Here is a 20287-nt window from a genome sequence, read left to right as displayed (position 1 = left end):
AGGCCTGCCGCTTTAGTCCGCCAGTTGCGCCAGGATCTCCACCAGCTGGCGCAGGGCCTTGCCACGGTGGGAAACGGCATCCTTCTGCTCCGCCGTCAGCTCGCCTGCGGACTTGCCTGCCAGCTGTTCTTCCTGGCCTTCCGGCAGCTCGTCGGGGGCGAACAGCGGGTCATAGCCGAAGCCGCCCTCGCCTTGCTCGGCGCGCAGTACTCGGCCGTACCAGCGACCTTCCACTGCGTATTCGGGCTCCATGCCGCGCTCTGCTGCGACTTCGGCGGGCAGCTGCAGCACGCAGGAGGATACGAAGTGCGCCCCGCGCCGCTCGTCCGGCACGTCCCCCATCTGCGCCAGCAGCAGGTCATTGTTGGCCTTGTCGTCGCCGTGGCCACCCGACCACCGGGCGCTCAGTACACCCGGCATGCCATTCAGCGCGTCGACGGCCAGCCCGGAATCATCGGCGATCGTCGGCAGGCCGGTGTGGCGCACGCCGTCGTTGGTCTTAATCCGCGCGTTGTCCACGAACGTCGCGCCGGTCTCCGGGGTCTCCGGGTATTCCGGCACGTCCCCCAGTCCGACGAGCTCGATGCCGGTCACGTTCGCCGCTTCGAGCATGCGGTTTAGCTCCGCCAGCTTCTTCTTGTTCCTTGATGCCACCAGTACCCGCACGGTGCTACTCCCCTTCTCTTGTCGCGTTTGCTTCTGCTGCTCTAGAGTTCCTGCGCCAGCGCTGCCCGCTGTGCCTCAATGAGCTCACGCAGGCCGCCCTCGGCCAGGTCCATCAGGGTGTTCAGTTCCTCGCGAGTGAACTCCGCGTTCTCGCCGGTGCCCTGGATTTCCACGAAGCGCCCCTCGGCCGTCATGGCCACGTTCATGTCCACGTCCGCCCGCGAGTCTTCTTCATACGGCAGGTCGAGGCACGGCACGCCGTCGATGATGCCCACGGATACTGCGGCGACGGGTGCGCGTAGCGGTTGCCCTGGTACGACGCCCCTAGCTTGCAGCACGGCCAGCGCATCAGCCAGAGCCACGTAGGCGCCGGTGATGGCTGCGGTGCGGGTGCCACCGTCGGCCTGCAGAACGTCGCAGTCGATGTTGACGGTGTTCTCCCCCAGCTCCTTCAGATCCACGGCGGCGCGCAGCGCGCGGCCGACGAGGCGGGAGATCTCCTGGGTACGTCCCTTGACCTTGCCCTTCATGGATTCGCGCGGCATGCGCTCGTGGGTGGAGGCCGGCAGCATCGCGTACTCGGCGGTCAGCCACCCTTCGCCGGAATCCTTCTTGAAGCGCGGCACGCCTTCTTCCACACTGGCGGTGCACATGACTCGGGTGTTGCCGAATTCCACCAGCACGCTGCCTGCGGGGTTGTTGGTGAATCCGCGGGTGATGCGCACCGGGCGCAGCTCGTTGGTGGCGCGCCCGTCAGCGCGGGTGAAGTTGCTGCCTGCGTTGGAGGTGTTTTCTACGTTGGTTTCCGTCATGGGGCTTAAGTTTACTAGCCGCCCCGGACGGGCTACCCGCCGACGCTTGCGCAGTCGGTCAGCTGGTGCTCTGGCGCCTAGCCGACGGTCAGGCGCATGCCGGGGCGGGCGACGAGGATCTCGCCGTCATAGTGGCGGGCGGCGCCGCGGACCGCTGCGTCTGCATCGCCCCACGGTGGGATGTGGGTGAGCACGAGCTTGCCCACGCCTGCTGCCTGTGCTGCACGGCCTGCGTCTTCGCCGGAGATATGCATGCCGCTGGGCTGGCCTTCTGCATTTTCGCCCCAGGTGGCTTCGCAGAGGAATACGTCTGCTCCCGCTGCGATGTGGGCCAGGTTATCGGTCCAGGCGGTGTCCCCTGAGTACACCAGGGAGTTACCTGCGTTGTCTTCCACGCGCAACAGGTAGGCCTCTGTGGGGTGTACGGCGGTGGCGGCGTAGAGGGTGAATGGGCCGATGGGGTGGGCTGGGTACGTGGTGGCGTCAAAAAGACCCTCGCCTGCCCTATAGACGTTGATGTCGAAGGTGTCGGTGAAGTCGTCGGGGCGCTCGGGTGCGTCGGCGCCGGCGGCGGAGAGGTGGCGGTGGGCGATGGCTGGGCCGAGTAGTTGGTGGCGTTGGGTGGAGGGGGCTGTGGGGTGGAATCGGCGCCAGACGAGGAGTGAGGGGAAGTCTAGGCAGTGGTCGGCGTGCATGTGGCTGAAGGCCACGTGGCAGGCGGAGGGGTCGATGTCTTCGGCGCGTTGCATGGCGCTGAGTACGCCGGGGCCGCAGTCGAGGAGGAGGTGGTCGGGGTTGGCCGTGGTTGTGTCGCAGACGATGTATCCCGATGCGGCGCTATCGGGCCCTTCGACGCTTCCGGAGCACCCCAGCACTACCAGTTCCATAAGTTGTCATTCTGCCACGAAGCGATGGCAAATGTGCGAAAGGGCGACCACCGTTGTGTTGGTGGTCGCCCTTTCTTTTGGCGGGAGTAGCCGGGACTGGCTGTTCCGCTAGGCGCTAGCGCTGAACGCTAGTGGCGGTTAGGCCTCGCCTTCTTCGCGGCGGCGGCGCAGCAGCGGGATGGCGCCGATGATCAGCGCCAGGCCGACTGCGAACACGCCGAGCACGTTCGCGCCGGTGGAGGCCAGGGTGCTCATCCGCGGGCTATCAACCTGCTTCTGAGAGCTGGAGCTGCCGGTACTTGCGGAGCTGCCGGTGGACGTGCTGCCCGTGGTACCCGACTGGCTCGGGGTGCTGGACTTGCCAGGGGTGCCCGGCTTGTCTGCGTTGCCCGGCTTATTCGGGGTACCCGGCTTGCCCGGCTGCTTGGGATCCGGCTTCGGAGTGGAACCGTGGGAGCCGCTGCCCACGATTGCCCCGCCGATTCCCAGGGAACCGATGATGCCAGGCAGGTTCGGCTTCGGGGTCACCGAACCAGTGGAACCGCCAGGCTTGTTCGGATCCTTCGGGTCCTCCGGCTTCGGATCTTCCGGCTTCGGATCTTCCGGCTTCGGGTCCTCAGGGTTGTTCGGGTTCTCCGGATCCTTCGGGTCCTCAGGGTTGTTCGGGTTCTCCGGATCCTTCGGGTCCTCAGGGTTGTTCGGGTTCTCCGGATCCTTCGGGTCCTCAGGGTTGTTCGGGTTCTCCGGATCCTTCGGGTCCTCAGGGTTGTTCGGGTTCTCCGGATCCTTCGGGTCCTCAGGGTTGTTCGGGTTCTCCGGATCCTTCGGGTCCTCAGGGTTGTTCGGGTTCTCCGGATCCTTCGGGTCCTCAGGGTTGTTCGGGTTCTCCGGATCCTTCGGGTCCTCAGGGTTGTTCGGGTTCTCCGGATCCTTCGGGTCCTCAGGGTTGTTCGGGTTCTCCGGATCCTTCGGGCCCTCAGGGTTGTTCGGGTTCTCCGGGGTCTTGCAGTCGCACTTGGTGCCCACGCGGATCTTACGATCCTGCTTCGGCTGCGTGACCTCCTCAGAAGTCTCAGGCTCGCCTACTGGCTGGCCGTCGACGAGCTTCCAGGTCTTAGTGATCTCCTTCGAACCGGTCTTGCCAGCCTGGTCCTCGACGACCTTGCCAGCTTCGAGGTCCGGATCGTACTCGATGACGGTGTCGTACGGAATCTCTTCGGTGTGCTTGTCCGTCAGCTCAGTCTCGACGCCCTTGGCCGGGCCAACCTCGATGATGCGTGGAGAAGGCTTGCTGATCTCCTCAGAAGACTCCTCCTCGCTTACCTCACCATTGCTATCAACAGTCACCTTGACGGTGTGCTTGATCTCACCAAGCGTACCCTCCTGGATAACCTTGGTCTCGCCAGGCTGCAGTTCAGGGTTCACGCGGATCTCGGTCTCGAATGGAGTCTTCTCGATCCATTCGACATCCGTAGAAACTGGCTCGGTCTCTTCCGGCTTCTTTCCAACGCGGATGATTGCGTTGATCGGCTCCTTGGTGCGCTCAGTGGTCACGGTCGGGTCGCCGGAAGGCTTGCCGTCCACGATCTTCTGAGTAGAGGTTACGACTTCAGTACCCAGCTCGCCCTGCTGATCGACGACCTGCTCACCGGCCTTCAGATTCGGATCGAAGACGATCTTAGTCTCGAACGGAACCGGCTTCTCCAGCTTGGTTACAACCTCACTGTCATCAACGCCAGGACCATACTCGATGATCTGCTGAACCGGCTTCTTGGTCACCTTTTCGGTGGTGTTCACCGTGGAGGTGTTGTCCTTCGCAGTGAAGTCGGCGGTGAATTCCTTCTCACCGTACTCACCGTTCTGGACGACCTTCATTTCACCCGGCTTCAGATTCGGGTTCACTCGCACGATCGTGTCGTATGGTAGCGGCGCAACCCATGTTGCCTTGTTGTTTGCCTCTGCCGGCTTGGTGCCGACGGTGACGATCTTCTCAACCGGTTTCTCGATGATCTCCTCAGTGATCTTCGGGTCGCCAGGCTTGGAGTTGACGATATCGCGCTCGATCGTCACCTTCTTCTTGCCCGGCTTACCTTCCTGAGTGACCTTGGATTCGCCTGGCTTCAAGCTCGGATCGTAAACAACCTTGACGTCATACGGAACCTCAGTCTCAATGGACTCAGTGTTTTTACCAGTGGTCTTAGTACCAACGCGGATGATCTGCTTGGTCGGCTCCTTGGTGCGCTCAGTAGTCACCTCAGGATCACCAGACGGCTTGCCGTCGACAATCTTCTGAGTAGAAGTTACAACCTCAGTACCGGTTTCACCCTGCTGATCAACCTTCTGCTGCCCCTCTTCAAGAGAGTCATCGAAGACGATCTCAGTCTCGAACGGAACCGGCTTTTCCACCTTGGTCACCACAGTGGTGTCCTCAGCTGCCGGGCCATACTCGATAATCTCCTTGACCGGATCCTTGGTCTGCTTCTCCTCGGCCTTCACAGAGCCCTGGCTGCCCTTGGCAGTGAAATCAGCAGTGTAGGTTTTCTCACCAGGCACGCCCTTCTGGACAACCTTGATTTCGCCTGGCTTCAATTCCGGATTCGGACGGGTCTCAACCTCGAACGGAACCTGGGCAGTCCAGGTGACCTTCGAGGACGCCTCGGACGGCTTGGTGCCGACCTTGATGACCTGATCAACCGGCTGCTCGGTGACCTTCTCCTCGACGGTGGCTTCGCCATCCGGCTCGGAGTTGGTGACCTTCTGGGTCACGGTGATGGTCTTCTTACCCGGCTTGCCCTCGGTGACAGTCTCGGACGTGCCTGCAGGCATGTTCGGGTCGAACTCGATCTTCACGCCGAACGGAACCTCAGACTCAACAGTCTTCTTGGTCTCACCGGTGGTCTTGGTTCCGACGCGGATCTTCTCTGTCGTCGGTTCCTTCGTGCGCTCGGTGGTCACTGTCGGGTCGCCGGAGGGCTTACCGTCGACAAGCTTCTGTGTAGAAGTCTCAACCTCAGTACCGAGCTCACCCTTCTGGTCGACGACCTTCTCGCCGGCCGGCAGGTTGGGATCAAACTCGACCTCGGTTTCGAACGGAATCGGCTTCTCAGTCTTCGTCACCAGCTCGCTCGGGTCCAGGCCCGGACCATATTCGACGATGCGCTTGACCGGTTCCTTAGTGGTCTCTTCCTCGACTACCTCCGCCTGGTCGCCCTTGGCGGTGAACTTAGCGGTGTAGGTCTTCTCGCCGTTCTCACCTTCCTGGACAACCCGGGTTTCGCCAGGCTTCAGGTCCGGATTCTCGCGAACCTCGGTCGGGTACGGGATCGGAACCTTCCACGTGACTTCCTTGGCGCTCTCGGCAGGCTTGGTGCCGACGACGACGACCTCGTTGACCGGATCCTTGGTGCGTTCCCAGGTCCCGTCCTTCTTCTGCTTCTCCTCGCCCGGCTCTCCCTTGGTTTCAGTACGGTATTCGCCAGCGGGAATGGAGTCGTCGTACTTGTACTCGACGTCGAACGGAACCTCACGCTTCGGGACGTCGATGACGTTGACCGTCGCGGTGGTGTTGTCCTTCGAGCCGTCCTCGTAGGTCACGATGACCGGGACGTCGATCTTGTCGCCCGGCTTCGCGGTCTCCGGCGCGGTCGAGATGACGTTGCCCTTGTCATCCAGGCCGACAATCCAGTCGCCGTTAGCGGTCTTCACCTTGTAGGTCGGGTTGCCGAACTCGTTGTTCTCACCCGTGGCCTCAAGGCCCTTGCCCTTCGGATCGATGGTAAACGGCTTGTCCGCATCAAGGTTGATCTCTGCAGGCTTTTCGACGCCAATCGGCGAGGTAGCCGTACCACCCGGGTAGACCGTCTGGGACGGCACAACAGGCTCAGACTCCCAGCTGTTGGTCAACTTCACCACGGTGGTGACCGGCGCCTGGGTGGTCAAACCACCCGGAGCGTTAACGGTCACCGTGATGGTGTTCTTGTCACCCGGCTTGGCATCAGCCGGCGGGGTGGAGGAAACTTCACCGGTCTTCGGGTCGATGGTGTAATTCCAGCCGTTGACTTCCTGAGAAAGAACCGGCTTGCCATTCTTGTTGCCGAAGGAGAACGTGGAGCCGTCAGGAGTGTCCTCAACCTGGTGCTTGACTTCCTGGCCAGGAGCAGTGGTCTGAACGTTGTAGTTCGCCTTGATGTCGCCCTTGATGACGACGACAGTGCCGACAACCGTCTGAGGCTTCTGCTTACCTTCCTCGCTGTAGTGAGCCTGGACCGGAACGTTCAGGATGTCGCCTTCCTGCGAACCCTTCGGAATCGTAGTCGTGATCTCACCAGTCTTCTCGTCAACGTAGACGGTCCACGTCTTGCCATCCTTGCTGGTCAGCTTGGTCTGGTTGGTGCCATCCTCGAAGGTGTAGCGCGTCGGGGCTTCATCGGTCGTGTTACCGCTCAGGCCGCGCTCCGGGATTTCGGGAGTGAGGCTGACGCTTGCGTTTGGCTGACCAGTCTTAGTGTCATACGTGGGGATCTTGATGTCCACGATCGCCTGGAACTGGGTCTCGATCTCATCCGTGGTCTGGTCCGGGTAGGTTGCCTTGATCTTCGGGGTAATGATCGTGCCCGGTGCAACAGAGTCATCCGCCTTCGCGGTGACCTTGCCTGTCTCATCGACGGTGACGGTCCAGCCGTCCGGCACGGTGGCTGGGTCGACCTCGAACTTGGCCGGGTGCACCGGCTTGTAGCCCTTCATAATGGACTTGGTACCCACCTGGGCGGTGAGGTCGTCACCGATGGTGCCCTTCGTCAAGCCTGGACGCACCAAGTCGGTGACCTGGGTGTTGTTCGGGTCAACAACCACGAGCAGTTCAAGCTCATCAGTCGAGCCGTTGGAGTACTCGACGGTGATCTTCGGGCGCGCGAAGGTACCCGGACGTGGGTTCTCCGGAGCGGTGACCGTGACGTTGTAGTTCTCGTCCATCTCGACGGATCAGCCGTCGTAGACGTACTTCTCATCCAGCTCGACCTTGGCCTCGTAGCCGCCGTCGCCCTTCTTCTTTGCCAGGTCCTTGATCAGATCCGGAGTCTGGGTAAAGGTGACCTTCTGCGGCTCAGTAGCCAGCGGGCCGGTAGCGCTATCGACGCCCGAGATGATCGAAGCATCCGTCTTGTCGTACTTCGGAGAGTGGTACTCGGTGTCGTCCAGGGAGAACGCCTTCGAGTCGATGACGTTCGCCTTGTTGTAGCGGGTCAGCGAGTTGGAGCTGTCGAAGGCCTTGGAGTCGCCAAACTCATTGTTGTTCGCACCAGCAGCCTGGAGCTGGTCGACGGTACGCGGCTTTGCCAGAACGGAGAAGTTCACGTTCTTATCCGTTGCCAGGTCGGTACCGCGGTACTCAGGCCAGGTGAAGTAGATATCGCCCGTAGCTTCATCGATACGCAGGTTCTTGGTGCCACCGGAGGCCGCTGGGTCCGTGGTGCCGATGAACTGGCCGTTGCCGTCGTAAGCCTCCACAACCATGCGGGACATAGAGTCGTCAGTGCCACCATTCTGCACAGCAGGAACGTTGATCTTACCGACCTTGGTTTCCGCACCTGCAACGATGACGTGCTTCTCGAAGTTCTCCCACGACACCGTGATCGGGTTACATTCGATGTTCTCGCTCGGCCACGGGTTTACGACGGCCGTAAAGGATGAGTTGGTTCCCTGGGTGGCCCTTGGTCCTCCAGGATTGTCCTGCTTATAGTTACCCTGCCAGGCGTAACGTACCGGGTTCGCAGCAGTAGCCTCAGCGAACTGCTTGACTTTCGCATCGGTCAGCTTCGCATTGAGGTTCAGGGGTCGTTGTGGCCCAGAAGCAGTAATACCGAGGATTTCGTCGGCTTTGTGCGTGACTACCTTGTCAACAAGGGTCTGACCGGCATTCATAGCGGGAATTTGAGCCGCATCGAGGTACGCACCCATCCTGCCGTTATTGGTAAAACTCCAATCGGCGAACGTGCGGTCCTTCGAGTTGTCGAAGGAGACGCTCAAGCCCCAGGCTTTCTTGTCGGGGCTGGACGCGGACGGCTCAGAGGTGCTCCAGCTAAAACCAGCCTGGCTGCCACTCTCAGTGCTCTCCGAGACAGTACACGAACCGGCCGGCAGGTCGGAGGCCTTCTGGGCATCCTTCTCTACCGCGCCGGACTTGTCGCGGATGCCGCCGGAGAGTTCTGCGGCGGTGGCCTCGGGTGCGAAGTCGCTGGGGGCAAAGATACTGAGTGAGCCCAGCGCGAGCGTGATGGCAGACAGCGCGGCAGCGCCCTTACGAGCGTTCCGCCTTAAAACCTTGTTCTGAGAGGAATTCATTCCTCAGTCCTTCCTGAAAACCTTAAACGCGCCCACCCGTTCCGTTAGAGTTTCCACAGATCAGGTAGCTACAAAGGCTGAGAACGCGCTAAAACGTGATTCATTAAGCGACAGTCAGCCTAAAAGTACACGAATAGTTTAACCGTACTCAGGGTTCAGAAACAACCGGAACAATAGTTCTAAAAACAGCAAAACCCCTGGGCGTCCCACATAAGTTAACCCTAAGCGTTAGCGAACCATCTCCGGGATCTGTGATACCGAACTAATCGCCGGCCCCAGGAACCTCCCAGCCAGCTTTGCGAACCTCTGCGGATCCCCCGTCGACTCGAAGGAAAGGTCCACCGCCCGGCCCGGATCTTCATCCGCCAGCAGATCCTGCTCCGACAGCGTCCTATAAACAGTCTTCGCCGTTTCCTCCGCGCTATTAATCAGCGTGACGTCATCCCCCATCACCAGCTGCACCACACCGGCCAGCAGCGGATAGTGTGTGCACCCGAGCACCACGGTATCCACCCCCTCGGCCTTCAACGGCGCCAGATAGTTCTCCGCCAACCCCATCAGCTGCCGCCCGCTGGTCATGCCACGCTCCACAAAGGGCACAAACTGCGGGCAGGCCTGCGCATACGCCTCGACCCCCGGAATCGCCGCGAAAAGATCCTGATACGACCTGCTGCTCACCGTCGCCTGGGTACCGATCACCCCGACCTTGCCATTGCGGGTCGCCGCCGCCGCGCGCCGCACCGCAGGCAGGATCACCTCAACCACCGGAATGGAGTACCTCTCCCGCGCGTCGCGAATAAACGCCGATGAGGCCGAGTTGCACGCCACCACAATCATCTTGCAGCCACGCTCCGCCAGGGTGTCTGCAATCCTGATCGACAGCTCGCGCACCTGCGCCAGCGGCTTGTCACCGTAGGGCGAATTGGCCGTGTCCCCGATGTACACCAGGTTCTCGTGTGGCAGCTGGTCCACAATGGCGCGCGCCACAGTCAGCCCGCCCACGCCCGAATCAAACACCCCGATCGGCGCATTGTTTGCCTGTTCCGCCCGAACGCCTACCTCAACAGCCTCAGAAGATTCAGCCACGGTCCTCACCTTTCACTACATCTCCTTCACTACGTCGCGCCAGCTCGGCACACCAAACGCCGATTCCGCCGCCAACACGGCATGCACAATCGCCCGCTCTACCGTGTTGGCCGCGACCGCCGAAAGCAGGCTCATGCCAATGTCATCCACGCCCCTCTCAACTCCAGTAGCCCCCGAACCGTGCTCACCTGTCGCCATCGCGAACAGCGTGTCCCCATCCATCGGCATGTGCGCCGGCCGAATCGCCCGCGCAATCCCGTCGTGCCCCGCCAACGCCAGCCTCTTGGCCTGAGCCTTCGTCAGCGGCGCATCCGTCGATACCACCCCGATCGTCGTGTTGAGCTTCGGCGCCAGCATGTCCGCCGTGATCTTCGTGCCGAGCAGGTTCTTGCTCTTTAACCTTTTGACGCCCTCAGCCCCCACCGGCTCACCATCAACCAGGCCGTCGGCCAGTCCGTATCTGGCAAACTCCCCGTCCAGCTCTGCGGCGAGTCCCCACGGCAGGCCGGTTGCCGGATCGAAAACCGCACCCTGCGGGTTCACTACAATGCCCACGGCCACAGTCACCCCCGCTAGCGGGGTGGCTTCCGGGAACACGGCGCTGGCCTGCCCAAAGCCGCCCTTCAGCGCTCCGGCCGAGGCTCCCAGCCCCGCGCCGACGTTGCCGTTCAGCGCCGCCTGCCCTGAACCCCTCTGCTTTGCAGCGCCCTGCTCAGCCGCGCCGACGACCCCGCCAGCCATATTTCCAGCCACGGCACCCAGCGCCGTCGCCGTCGCCGCCGCCCCCGTTGCCGCATCCGGCCGCGAATCCCAGCGCCCCAACAGCAGATCAAAAATCACAGCCCCCGGCACGATCGGCACCAACTTATCCGGGTGCTCCGGGCCCAGCACGGGGAAGCCGATCCCCCTACTCTCCAGCTCGACCATTGCCCCCGTGAGGGCGTCAAGACCAAAAGCAGAACCACCGCACAGACCAATAGCGTGCACGGACTGCACCGTGTTGTGCGGCGACAGAAGATCCGTCTCGCGCGTGCCCGGCCCACCACCGCGCACATCCACGCTGGCAGTGGCGGATTTCGGGGCGACGATCATGGTCACGCCCGAATCCCCCGCGCCGTCCTCGCACGCCGCGTGCCCCACGCCAATGCCTGCCACGTCCGCCAAAGAATTAGCGGGCCCGGGCTGGCAGCCGAACAACTCTATGCTCATTATTCACCCATCATCGCCGACAGCAGACTGTCCTGGTGGTAGCCCAACCAATCCAGGTAATTCTGCGCCGCCGTCGCTTGGTCAGAATTCTCCTCCCCCTCGAGAAGCTCCTTCTTGAACTCCTCGTACTGCGCAGAGTGGTACAGGCGAATGTCGTTAATCGCGCTCAGCCACGGGTGCACCTCGTCCTGCGTCAGCGAAACATTCACCGAACCATTAGGCCCCAGGTAGTCCACCACAAAATGCAGGTTAGTCAGCTTCGTCTTGATAATGTCCGTCTCGTTCAGCTGGCGGGTAAGCGCTGCATCGCCGTCGACTTCCTCGTCCCCCTCGCGGAAGAAGCTCGGCAGCAGCCGCGCCAGCCCCGGATCCTTCGGCGCATCGGCATGCCCGCTGGCCATGCCCGTCATCTCCGCCAGCTCGTCCTTCGGGGCGGTCCGCGCGCGCTCCATCAGCTTGTCGGAGACAGCCACCGCCGAATCCCCCAGCATCTCGCGCTCGAGCGGCTCCAGCTGCGTATTAAAGCGAGTCCCGCGCAGCAGGCTGCTTTTCTTAGTCCACGGCTGCATGTTCGTTCCTTCTTTCTTTATTGACGCCTACCCGTCCGCCCGCTGCATCGTCGCCCATAGCCCGGCAGTCTGCAGCTTCTTCACATCCCCTTCAACCTTGTCGCGCTCGCCCGAGCTCACCACGGCCTTACCCTCGGTGTGGACCTGCATCATCAGCTCCGTGGCACGCTTGCGCGAATACCCCAGGACAGTCTGGAATACATACGTCACGTAGCTCATCAGGTTCACCGGATCATCCCAACAGATGCACATCCACGGCAGGTTGGGCTCCGTCAGTGTTTCTGGCAGTTTGTCCGCCACAGGGGTGGCGGAGGGAGCGGCTGGGGAAGTCATGCTTTCCAGAATACCCACATCGGCCATCTTCGCTGCCGGGTCCGTGGTGGGGCGTGGACTAGCATGGAGCGGGTGAACGAATACAGCACCCGCTCCTCCGCACTTCTTACGGACAAATACGAACTCACCATGCTCGAGGCCGCGATCCTCGACGGCACTGTCGACCGCGCCTGCACCTTCGAGGTGTTCACCCGCCGCCTGCCCAACGAGCGCCGCTACGGCGTGATCGCCGGCACCGCCCGCGTACTGCAGGCCGTGCGCGACTTCGTGTTTACCGACCAGCAGCTGGATCGCATCGACTTCCTGCGGGACGAAACCCTGGAATACCTGCGCAACTTCCGCTTCTCCGGGCAAATCGACGGCTACCGCGAAGGCGAGCTGTACTTCCCCCACTCCCCCGTCCTGACAGTCCGGGGCACCTTCGGCGAGTGCGTGATCCTAGAGACGGTGATCCTCTCCATCCTGAACATGGACTCCGCCGTGGCCAGCGCCGCCGCTCGCATGGTCACCGCCGCGGGCGACCGTCCCATCGTCGACATGGGCGCACGCCGCACCCACGAATACGCCGCTGTCACCTCCGCCCGCGCCGCCTACCTGGCCGGGTTCGTCGCCACCTCCAACATGGAGGCCGCGCAGCGCTACGGCATCCCGGCCTCCGGCACCGCAGCTCACGCCTGGACCCTGCTGCACACCCGCCCGGACGGCACGCCCGACGAGCTCGCAGCCTTCAAGGCACAGATCGCCGCCCTGGGAACGGACACCACCCTGTTGGTGGATACCTACGACATCACGCAAGGCGTGGAAAACGCCGTCGCCGCCGGCGGTACGGAGCTGGGGGCCGTGCGCATCGACTCCGGCGATTTGGGTGTGCTGACCCGCCGGGTGCGCGACCAGCTGGATTCCCTGGGGGCAACTAACACCAAGATCGTGGTCTCTTCCGACATGGACGAGTTCTCCATCGCCGCCCTGCGCAGCGAGCCGGTGGATTCCTTCGGCGTGGGCACTTCCGTCGTCACAGGCTCCGGGGCACCCACCGCCGGGCTGGTCTACAAGCTCGTGGAGGTAGACGGTGTGCCCGTCGCCAAGCGCTCCCGCGGCAAGGCCAGTCTCGGCGGGGCGAAGGATGCCGCCCGCTTTAGCCGCCCCTCTGGCACGGCCGTCGAGGAAGTCACCTTCCCCTTGGGGGCGGAACTGCCCCAGGCCGAGGGGCTGAACAGCATTCAGCTGACCATCCCCATGGTTCGCGACGGCGAGCTCGTGGACGGCCTGCCCACCCTAGAGGAATCCCGCGAGCACTGCGCCAAGCAGCTAGTTTGCCTGCCCTGGGAAGGCCTGGCTCTCACCCGCGACGAGCCCGCCCTGCAAGTTCGCCACATCAAGGCCTAACAACCCGTATGAGCTCCAACGTCCTCGACCTCCTCAGCCTCGCCGTCATCGACCTCGGCGGTGCCCCGCGCCCGGGCCAGCAGAAGATGGCCAAGGCCGTGGCCGAGGCCATTGACAAAGAACACCACCTGGCCGTCCAGGCCGGCACCGGCACGGGTAAGTCCCTGGCCTACTTGATCCCCAGCATCGCCGCGGCCATGGATTCCGACTACCCCGTCATCGTCTCCACCGCGACGATCGCCCTGCAGCGCCAGCTGGTGGAGCGCGACCTGCCACGCCTGGCCAAAGCCCTCGAGCCGGAGCTGCCCCGCCCGCTTGAGTTCGCCATCCAAAAAGGTCGCGGTAACTACGTCTGCCTGAACAAGGTGAATAACGCGCAGACCGACAGCGGCGTGGAAGAGGCCGAAGAGTCCCTCCTGGATCCCTCCCAGCTCTCCGCCACCGGCGCCCAAGTCGCCCGCCTGCACGAATGGGCTGGCGAAACCGAGGATGGCGACCGCGATAATCTCCCCCAGGGCGTCAGCGATCGCGCGTGGCGCCAGGTCAGCGTGTCCTCCCGCGAGTGCCTCGGCGCTACCCGCTGCCCCTTCGGCGAGCAGTGCTTCGCCGAGCGGGCCCGCGCCCACGCCGCAGACGCCGACGTTGTTGTCACCAACCATGCCCTGCTCGCCATCGATGCTCTTGTGGACGCCCCAGTCTTGCCGGAGCACGACACAGTGATCGTAGACGAGGCCCACGAGCTGGAGGATCGCATTACCTCCGTCGCCACCGCCGAACTATCCCCCACCGCCATCGCCGTGCTGGCCAAACGCGCCGCGAAGCTGGCCGTCTCCGGCGCAGACGCTGCCGGGGACGAGCTGGCCGAAGCAGGCGACAGGTGGACGGAGGCGTTAAAGGCGGAGGCGGCGGCGTCCACAAACAACGACCGCTTCGGCACCGGCATCGAGGGGCGCTGGACCGGCGTGCCCGAGGCACTGCAGGTGCCGCTCGCGGCGCTAAGGGACGCGGCGTGGAAGACGAACCGGCAGGTCAGCGGCATACCCGCCTCCGAGTTTGCGAATGATTCAAAGAAGGCCGCCGAACGCCTGGCGGTGATCGTGGCCACCGAGGAGCTCAACGATACGTGCGTGCGCATCCTCAACGCCTCGCGCGTGGGCGAAGGCAACAGCGCGGATGACGAGGATCTGCTCGGCGAGGACGTCATCTGGTACACCGCAGACTCCGGTCCGCGCGCACCGAAGCACGTCGTACGGGTCGCCCCCTTGAGCGTTGCCGACCTGCTGCGCCAGCGACTTTTCGGCCGGAACACGGTGATCCTGACCTCGGCGACGCTGGCGCTGGGCGGCAAGTTCACCGCTATGCTCAGCCGCTGGGGGCTGCCGAAGAGCACCCCCACGTTGGATGCCGGCACGCCCTTCAACGCGCGCACCCACGGCATTCTCTACGTCGCCCGGCACCTGCCCCCGCCCGGGCGGGACCGCGCCAGCGACGCCTCCGTGGACGAAACCGCGCGGCTGATCAACGCCGCCGGCGGGCGCACCCTGGGGCTATTCAGCTCCCGGCGCGCGGCCGAGGACATGGCCGAGCAGCTGCGCACGGTGGTGCCCTACGAGATCCTGCTGCAGGGCGAAGACTCCATGTCCACGCTGGTGGAGAAGTTCCGCAAGAACCAGTCCGCCTGCCTCTTCGGCACCCTCGGGCTGTGGCAAGGCGTGGACGTTCCCGGCAAGTCGCTTTCGCTGGTGATCATCGACCGCATCCCCTTCCCGCGCCCCGACGATCCGTTGCAGCAAGCCCGGCAGGAGGCCGCCGATCAGCGCGGTGGCAGTGGATTCATGGAGGTGGCGGCGAACCATGCTGCGCTGCTGATGGCACAGGGCGCAGGCCGCCTGCTGCGTTCCGTGGACGACCGGGGCGTGGTGGCGGTACTGGATCAGCGGCTGGCCACGAAGCGCTACGGCAGCTACATCCGCCGTTCGATGCCAGACTTCTGGTACACGGAAAACGGCGACACAGTGCGGGGTGCACTGCGTCGCCTGGTTGAAGCTTAGGGCCGGGGGCTAGGCCCGAACCTGAGGCCCGGGCCTAGTGCCTTAGGCCAGGTCCGCGCCGTCGTTGCCAGCGGCTCCGCTGTCGCCAGCGCCGCCCAGCAGGTCGTCGAAGGTCGGAGCGATGTCCTCGGTGTAGGTCTCCTCAGTGGACTCGTACACAGCATCGCCATCGTGGTCGTATGCCTTGGTGTCGCCGATGCCGTCGAAGTCGGTGTCCAGCAGAGCCTCGTCGGTGAAGCCGTCGCCATCGGTGTCCACGTGGCGCTCGTCGACCTGGCCGTCGCCGTCGGTGTCAACGAACACGGTGTCCGTCTGGTCGTTGCCGGTGGTGTCGATCTCGAGTGCATCGATCTGGCCGTCGTTGTTGGTGTCATAAGCTACACCGTCTGCCAGGCCGTCGCCGTCCAGGTCCACGTACTCGCCGCCGTTCGGTGCTGCGTTGTCCGCACCGGCGGACTGCAGGTCAGTGTCTGCGCCGCCCTGCGGGGCTGCCTCTTCTGCCGGGGCCTCTGCATTGTCCTCAGTGCGAGACTCGGGCTTGTCCTCTGCCGGAGCCTCAGCTGCCGGGGCTGCCGCAGCCGGAGCGTCAGCCTGTGGTGCTGCGTCCTGAGGCGCTGCAGTCTGGGTCTGGGAGCCCCAGATGCCCTCGCCTACTGCCTGCTGTGCCGCGGACGGCGGAACCTCGCCGCTGGTGCCGTCCACAACGCCGTTGCCGTCGTGGTCGAACTCGGAGTAGTCGGAGATTCCATCGCCATCGGTGTCATAACCAACGCTGTCTACCTTGCCGTCGCCGTCGAAGTCGTAGGCGGTGACGTCGTAGTTGCCGTCTGCATTGGAGTCGATCTTCACGTTGTCGGTCACACCGTCGCTGTCGTAGTCAGTGGCCTTGGTGTCCAGCTTGCCGTCGTTGGTGGTGTCTACCGACATGTTGTCGATCACGCCGTCGCCGTCGATGTCTTCGTAGACCGTGTCGACGATGCCGTCCTGGTCGTAGTCCATCTCCGCGCGGTCGGTCACTTCGTCGCCGTCCTTGTCGTAGACCGTGCCGTCCGGGCGTCCGTCGCCGGTGATGTCCACCTGGAAGGCGTCTGCCTTGCCGTCGCCGTTGGTGTCCTGCGCGCCGACGATGTTGCCCTGGACCATGTTGCCGTCTGCGTCCAGTACATCCCAGCGGCCCAGGGAGTGATCCGGGGCGCCCGCGTTGTCGTTGGTGGTGAGGCCGTTGTTGTTAGCGTTGTTTCCGTTGTTCAGGTTCTCGTTAGACATTGTGTGCTCCTTTTCAGTGTTCTTCCTAGTATCCTTCAGGCTCTTCCTGGCTGCCTGTCAGTTATTGAATGCCCCTCCTCTACAAGTTGTTCCTTGGGGGTATTTATTATGGACGCCCCCTCGCCCCAGAAACCACGAAATCCCTAGTAAAAAGACATTTCTGCCACCTGAATCCCGAAAGCAGTTCCGGGGGTGAAAGCATGCATAGTGCTTAAGCTAAACTCCCGGAAAGTCCATTTATCGGCATACTAGAATGGCGTTCCCGCACTACCGTGCGCTCGCCGCGCACTAACCGGACACTACAAAGAAAGGCGATACACACCGTGACCCCCACCCCAAACGCTTCGGGCCGATCCCCCCAGGCAAGCGTCGAGCGCGGGGCCACCATCGCCAGGAAATACAAGATGCACGATGCCGCGGATCGTGTGCAGAACCTCGTGAATGCGAAATACCGCACCTCCGCCGTGGTCATCATCGGCGAGGTCAAGCGCGGAAAGTCCTCCCTCGTCAACGCTCTGGTCGGTCGGCGCGATCTGCTGCCGGTGGACGTCATCACCGCCACCAGCGCCCCAATCCGTATCCACACCGAGCCCGACCAGGATCCGGACCAGCCAGTGCTGGCGCGCCTGGTGCGGGGCACGGAGTACGACCCGATCGAGCCCGAGGATCTAAAGAACTGGGTCACCCAGGAGGCCGTGGATGCCATCAACCGCGCGCCGAAAGATAGTAAGGAAGTAGCCTCCCTACCCAGCGCCGCCGAGCTGCTGGTTCCTTACTCTGGCATGGGCAAGGTGACCATCATCGACACTCCGGGCGTGGGTGGCCTGGACGAGCACGCGGTGACGGCCTCCCTGGCAGAAGCCCGGAATGCCGGCGTGCTGCTCATGGTCTGCGACGCCTCCACCCCCATCACCGCCCCGGAGATGGACATTCTCCGCCGCGCTCGCGAGCAGGTCGGCAGCGTGATCGTGGCCGTCACCAAGACAGATAAGAATGTGCGCCGCTGGCGCTCCATCGTCGCCGATGACCAGCGCCTCATCGCAGAGCACCTAGGCCTGGACATCCCGGTCATTGGAGTGTCCTCGTTGCGGGCTTTGGACGCGGCGGAATCGGCGTCACCAGAAAAAAGAGCACAGATCGAGCAACGATGTGGCGTCGCCGAGCTGCGCCAACAGATCATCGACCACGTGAACTCGCCGGGCAACCTCGGCACGGTGACCGCGCTCGAGATCACCAAGTCGACGATGCACACCATCACCACCGACATCGAGCGCGACATCAAGCTCTACGACAAAACCAGCGATGCAGTCGGCGAACTCGAAGCAGAAAAGCGCAAGCTCGAGGCGTTCCGCGATGCCACCAGCGAGTGGGAACAGCTGTTCATGCGCGACATCCAGCTGAGCCGCAACAAGGTTTCCGCGGCGATGGACGAGGCGCTGACGGACGTAAAGACGCGCTGGACCAACCGCGTCAACGCCGATGGCATGCGCGTGCTGCGCAGCAAGCCGCAGGTATTCACCAGCCAAATCGAAATTGAACTGCGGCAGATCATGGAGCAGATGGTGATGGCAATGGTCAGCGAAGTGACAGCCCGTGCCGCGCAGCTGTTCCAGGGGCGCCAGGACATGGTGGACCAGGTGCAGCAACAGATCTTCGCCGCACTGGCCCCGCCGAGCTCCCTCAGCCACGACGTGGAGAAGAAGACTACTGGGCTGGTGGACCCGTCGATGCTGACGATGGGCATCGTCGGCGCGGGCGCCCTGACAGTGGTGATCCCCTTCGCCCCCGTGGCCGCAGCGGCTTGGATCGGCGTGAACATGGGCTACCGAGCAATGCGCAACGGCAAGCAACACCTACTTATCTGGCTCCGCGAGACTATTGCGACGACCCGCACCTCCATTAACCGCATGATCGACATTGCGATCACCACAGGTAGGACGGAAATCCTGCTGCGCCACCGCTCCGCGATCCGCCAGGAGCAGCGCAACCTGCAGTCCAAGATCGAATCCGCGCAGAAGATCGCCCGCGAATCCGAGGCCCAGCGCAAGCAGACCATCAGCCGGCTGAAGAAGAACCTGGAGATCGTGAACCAGACCATCGAAGAGCTAGATGAGCACCTGGCGGCGCTGAAACGCACCCGGCGCGGAGCGGCGAGCATGGCAGAACACGCGAAGGCGGGGATGTAAATGGAGCAGGGAAATCAGATCCAATCAGCCTCGGCGCATTTGAGCCAGCGCGTCTCTGACCTGACGCTGCTGCTCACCCAGGCTGTCGACGCTTTGGCCGGCGGCTCGCCGGACCTGGCGCGGCACGCCGAACAGCTGCGCCTGATGGTCACCCGCCCGCCGCGCGTGGCTGTGGTCGGCCGCCTGAAATCCGGAAAGTCCACGCTGGTCAACGCGTTGACGGAGAACCTCATTGCCGCCACCGGCGCCCTGGAGTGCACCATGGCGGTGAGCATGTACCACAACGGTGCGCCCGCCCGCGCCGAGATCCACACCACCGACGGGCAGGTCATCCGCGTGCCGCTGAACAACGGCCCGCTGAACAACCTGACCGTGCCGGTGAACCAGGTGGACTTTGTGGATCAGTTCCTGCCCAACCGGCGCCTCCAGGAACTCACGCTGATCGACACCCCCGGCACCGCCACCCTGACCGTCGAGAATGAAGAGCGCACCCGCCGCGTACTCGTCGACGGACAAAAAGACACGCGCCGTGCCAGCGGTTGGGCCGACTGCCTTGTCTTCTTGTCGGACTCTGCCCCGCGCGAGGACGAAAAGCGGTTCCTCTCCCAATTGGGAATGACGCCCCTAAATACCGTCGGCATCCTTTCCAGAGCGGACTCCTTCGGTTCCGGCGCCTTCGGCCCCATCGATCCGCTGCAACACGCCCGCCAGCACGCCGATAGCATCCAGAAGCGGCTGATGAGCACGGTGCAACGCACCATTCCGCTTTCCGGCCTGATGGCAGAGTCCGCGCTGACGGGCAAAGTCACCGGTGAGGTGGCCCGTAACTTGAGTGCGCTGGCACATCTGGACCGCGAAGGTCTGCTGGACCTGCTGGAGGCGGAGGACCCGCGGGAAATCGTGCCGGAGTGCAGCGCGAGCACCCGCGACGACTTGCTGGACGTTATGGGCGAATACGGCGTTTTCGCCGGGCGCCGCATCGCCGCCGAGGGCGGAGCACCGGCGCTGGTCAAGTGGATGGTGGAGACCTCCGGGGTCTCGGAACTGGTGCACCTGCTGACCGGCGACATCACCTACTTCGCAGTGCTGCAGCGCGCAGCCCGGATGCTGGATGTGCTGGACGATCTGGCCTCCAACCACCCGGACCTGCAGCACGTGCGCTGGGTCCAGTCGGTGACGCTGGCGCAGCCGGGCATGCACTTTGTGATGCTATACCGCAGCTACCGCAACACCTACGCCTCCACCCCAGATTCGCGCTTGCTGCCACTACTGCGCTCCGCCGTGACGGCTGGGCACCCGGCAGAGACTGTGAACCTGCCGCGCGATACTCCGGTGGAACAGGTCCGCCAGGCGCTGGAGGATAAGATCGCCGAAATGCAGCAAATGTCGATGTCCCCACTGTCGGCGGCGGAAGACGAGGCTCGCGAGCGCCTCCTGGGCTCTTTCCAATCAGCGCTACAAGCTACGCACTAAAGGCCAACCGAGGCGCTAAAGTGT

The 20287-nt window shown here is 63.3% G+C and carries 14 protein-coding genes; 4 read left to right on the top strand and 10 right to left on the bottom strand.

Features of this window, described 5'->3' with window-relative positions; translation table 11 throughout:
* Nucleotides 1-12: 12 nt before the first annotated feature.
* The 9 genes from JQ46_RS00960 to clpS form a co-directional block, all read right to left on the bottom strand.
* On the bottom strand, nt 13-666 hold the full coding sequence (locus JQ46_RS00960) for a non-canonical purine NTP pyrophosphatase (RefSeq protein ID WP_034984635.1): 654 nt from the start codon (nt 664-666) through the stop codon (nt 13-15).
* A 41-nt stretch (nt 667-707) separates the two neighbouring features.
* Nucleotides 708-1478 (bottom strand): ribonuclease PH, encoded by a 771-nt coding sequence (rph, locus tag JQ46_RS00955; protein ID WP_034984633.1) that lies wholly within the window; start codon nt 1476-1478, stop codon nt 708-710.
* Between the two features lie 77 nt (nt 1479-1555).
* On the bottom strand, nt 1556-2365 hold the full coding sequence (locus JQ46_RS00950; RefSeq protein ID WP_192817218.1) for an MBL fold metallo-hydrolase: 810 nt from the start codon (nt 2363-2365) through the stop codon (nt 1556-1558).
* Nucleotides 2366-2503: 138 nt separating this feature from the next.
* Nucleotides 2504-7336: a G5 domain-containing protein gene (locus JQ46_RS10750; protein WP_237744661.1), complete on the bottom strand. Its 4833-nt coding sequence runs from the start codon at nt 7334-7336 to the stop codon at nt 2504-2506.
* A gap of 9 nt (nt 7337-7345) precedes the next feature.
* Complete coding sequence (locus JQ46_RS11415; protein WP_237744660.1) at nt 7346-8704, bottom strand: adhesin domain containing protein; 1359 nt, start codon at nt 8702-8704, stop codon at nt 7346-7348.
* A gap of 228 nt (nt 8705-8932) precedes the next feature.
* Nucleotides 8933-9790: a glutamate racemase gene (gene murI, locus JQ46_RS00935; RefSeq protein WP_051876184.1), complete on the bottom strand. Its 858-nt coding sequence runs from the start codon at nt 9788-9790 to the stop codon at nt 8933-8935.
* Between the two features lie 15 nt (nt 9791-9805).
* Nucleotides 9806-10999, bottom strand: a complete 1194-nt coding sequence (locus tag JQ46_RS00930) for a P1 family peptidase (RefSeq protein WP_034984630.1) — start codon at nt 10997-10999, stop codon at nt 9806-9808.
* The gene (locus tag JQ46_RS00925; protein WP_034984628.1) at nt 10999-11568 is read right to left on the bottom strand and encodes a DUF2017 domain-containing protein; all 570 of its coding nucleotides are present in this window, start codon (nt 11566-11568) and stop codon (nt 10999-11001) included. Before JQ46_RS00925 ends, JQ46_RS00930 begins: the two co-directional genes overlap by 1 nt.
* Before the next feature lie 27 nt (nt 11569-11595).
* Nucleotides 11596-11901: an ATP-dependent Clp protease adapter ClpS gene (gene clpS, locus JQ46_RS00920; protein ID WP_034975882.1), complete on the bottom strand. Its 306-nt coding sequence runs from the start codon at nt 11899-11901 to the stop codon at nt 11596-11598.
* 63 nt (nt 11902-11964) lie between these two features.
* Between clpS and JQ46_RS00915 the strand changes: the two genes are divergently transcribed.
* Both JQ46_RS00915 and JQ46_RS00910 read left to right on the top strand, forming a co-directional pair.
* Nucleotides 11965-13287: a nicotinate phosphoribosyltransferase gene (locus tag JQ46_RS00915; protein WP_034984627.1), complete on the top strand. Its 1323-nt coding sequence runs from the start codon at nt 11965-11967 to the stop codon at nt 13285-13287.
* A gap of 8 nt (nt 13288-13295) precedes the next feature.
* Nucleotides 13296-15338, top strand: coding sequence for an ATP-dependent DNA helicase (locus JQ46_RS00910; protein ID WP_034984626.1), 2043 nt, complete (start codon nt 13296-13298; stop codon nt 15336-15338).
* Between the two features lie 42 nt (nt 15339-15380).
* Here the strand turns inward: JQ46_RS00910 and JQ46_RS00905 are convergent, their stop codons facing one another.
* Entirely contained in the window at nt 15381-16604 is a 1224-nt protein-coding gene (locus JQ46_RS00905; RefSeq protein ID WP_034984624.1) for a hypothetical protein, read from the bottom strand.
* A 323-nt stretch (nt 16605-16927) separates the two neighbouring features.
* On the opposite strand from JQ46_RS00905, the gene JQ46_RS00900 reads away from it, so the two are divergent.
* Together JQ46_RS00900 and JQ46_RS00895 are read left to right on the top strand one after the other, a co-directional pair.
* Entirely contained in the window at nt 16928-18790 is a 1863-nt protein-coding gene (locus tag JQ46_RS00900; protein WP_051876180.1) for a dynamin family protein, read from the top strand.
* On the top strand, nt 18791-20263 hold the full coding sequence (locus JQ46_RS00895; protein WP_034984623.1) for a GTPase: 1473 nt from the start codon (nt 18791-18793) through the stop codon (nt 20261-20263).
* Nucleotides 20264-20287 lie beyond the last annotated feature (24 nt).

It is taken from the genome of Corynebacterium jeikeium, assembly GCF_000738175.1.
In the GTDB taxonomy this organism is placed as follows: domain Bacteria; phylum Actinomycetota; class Actinomycetes; order Mycobacteriales; family Mycobacteriaceae; genus Corynebacterium; species Corynebacterium jeikeium_C.
This window is presented reverse-complemented; position numbering and strand designations above follow the sequence as displayed.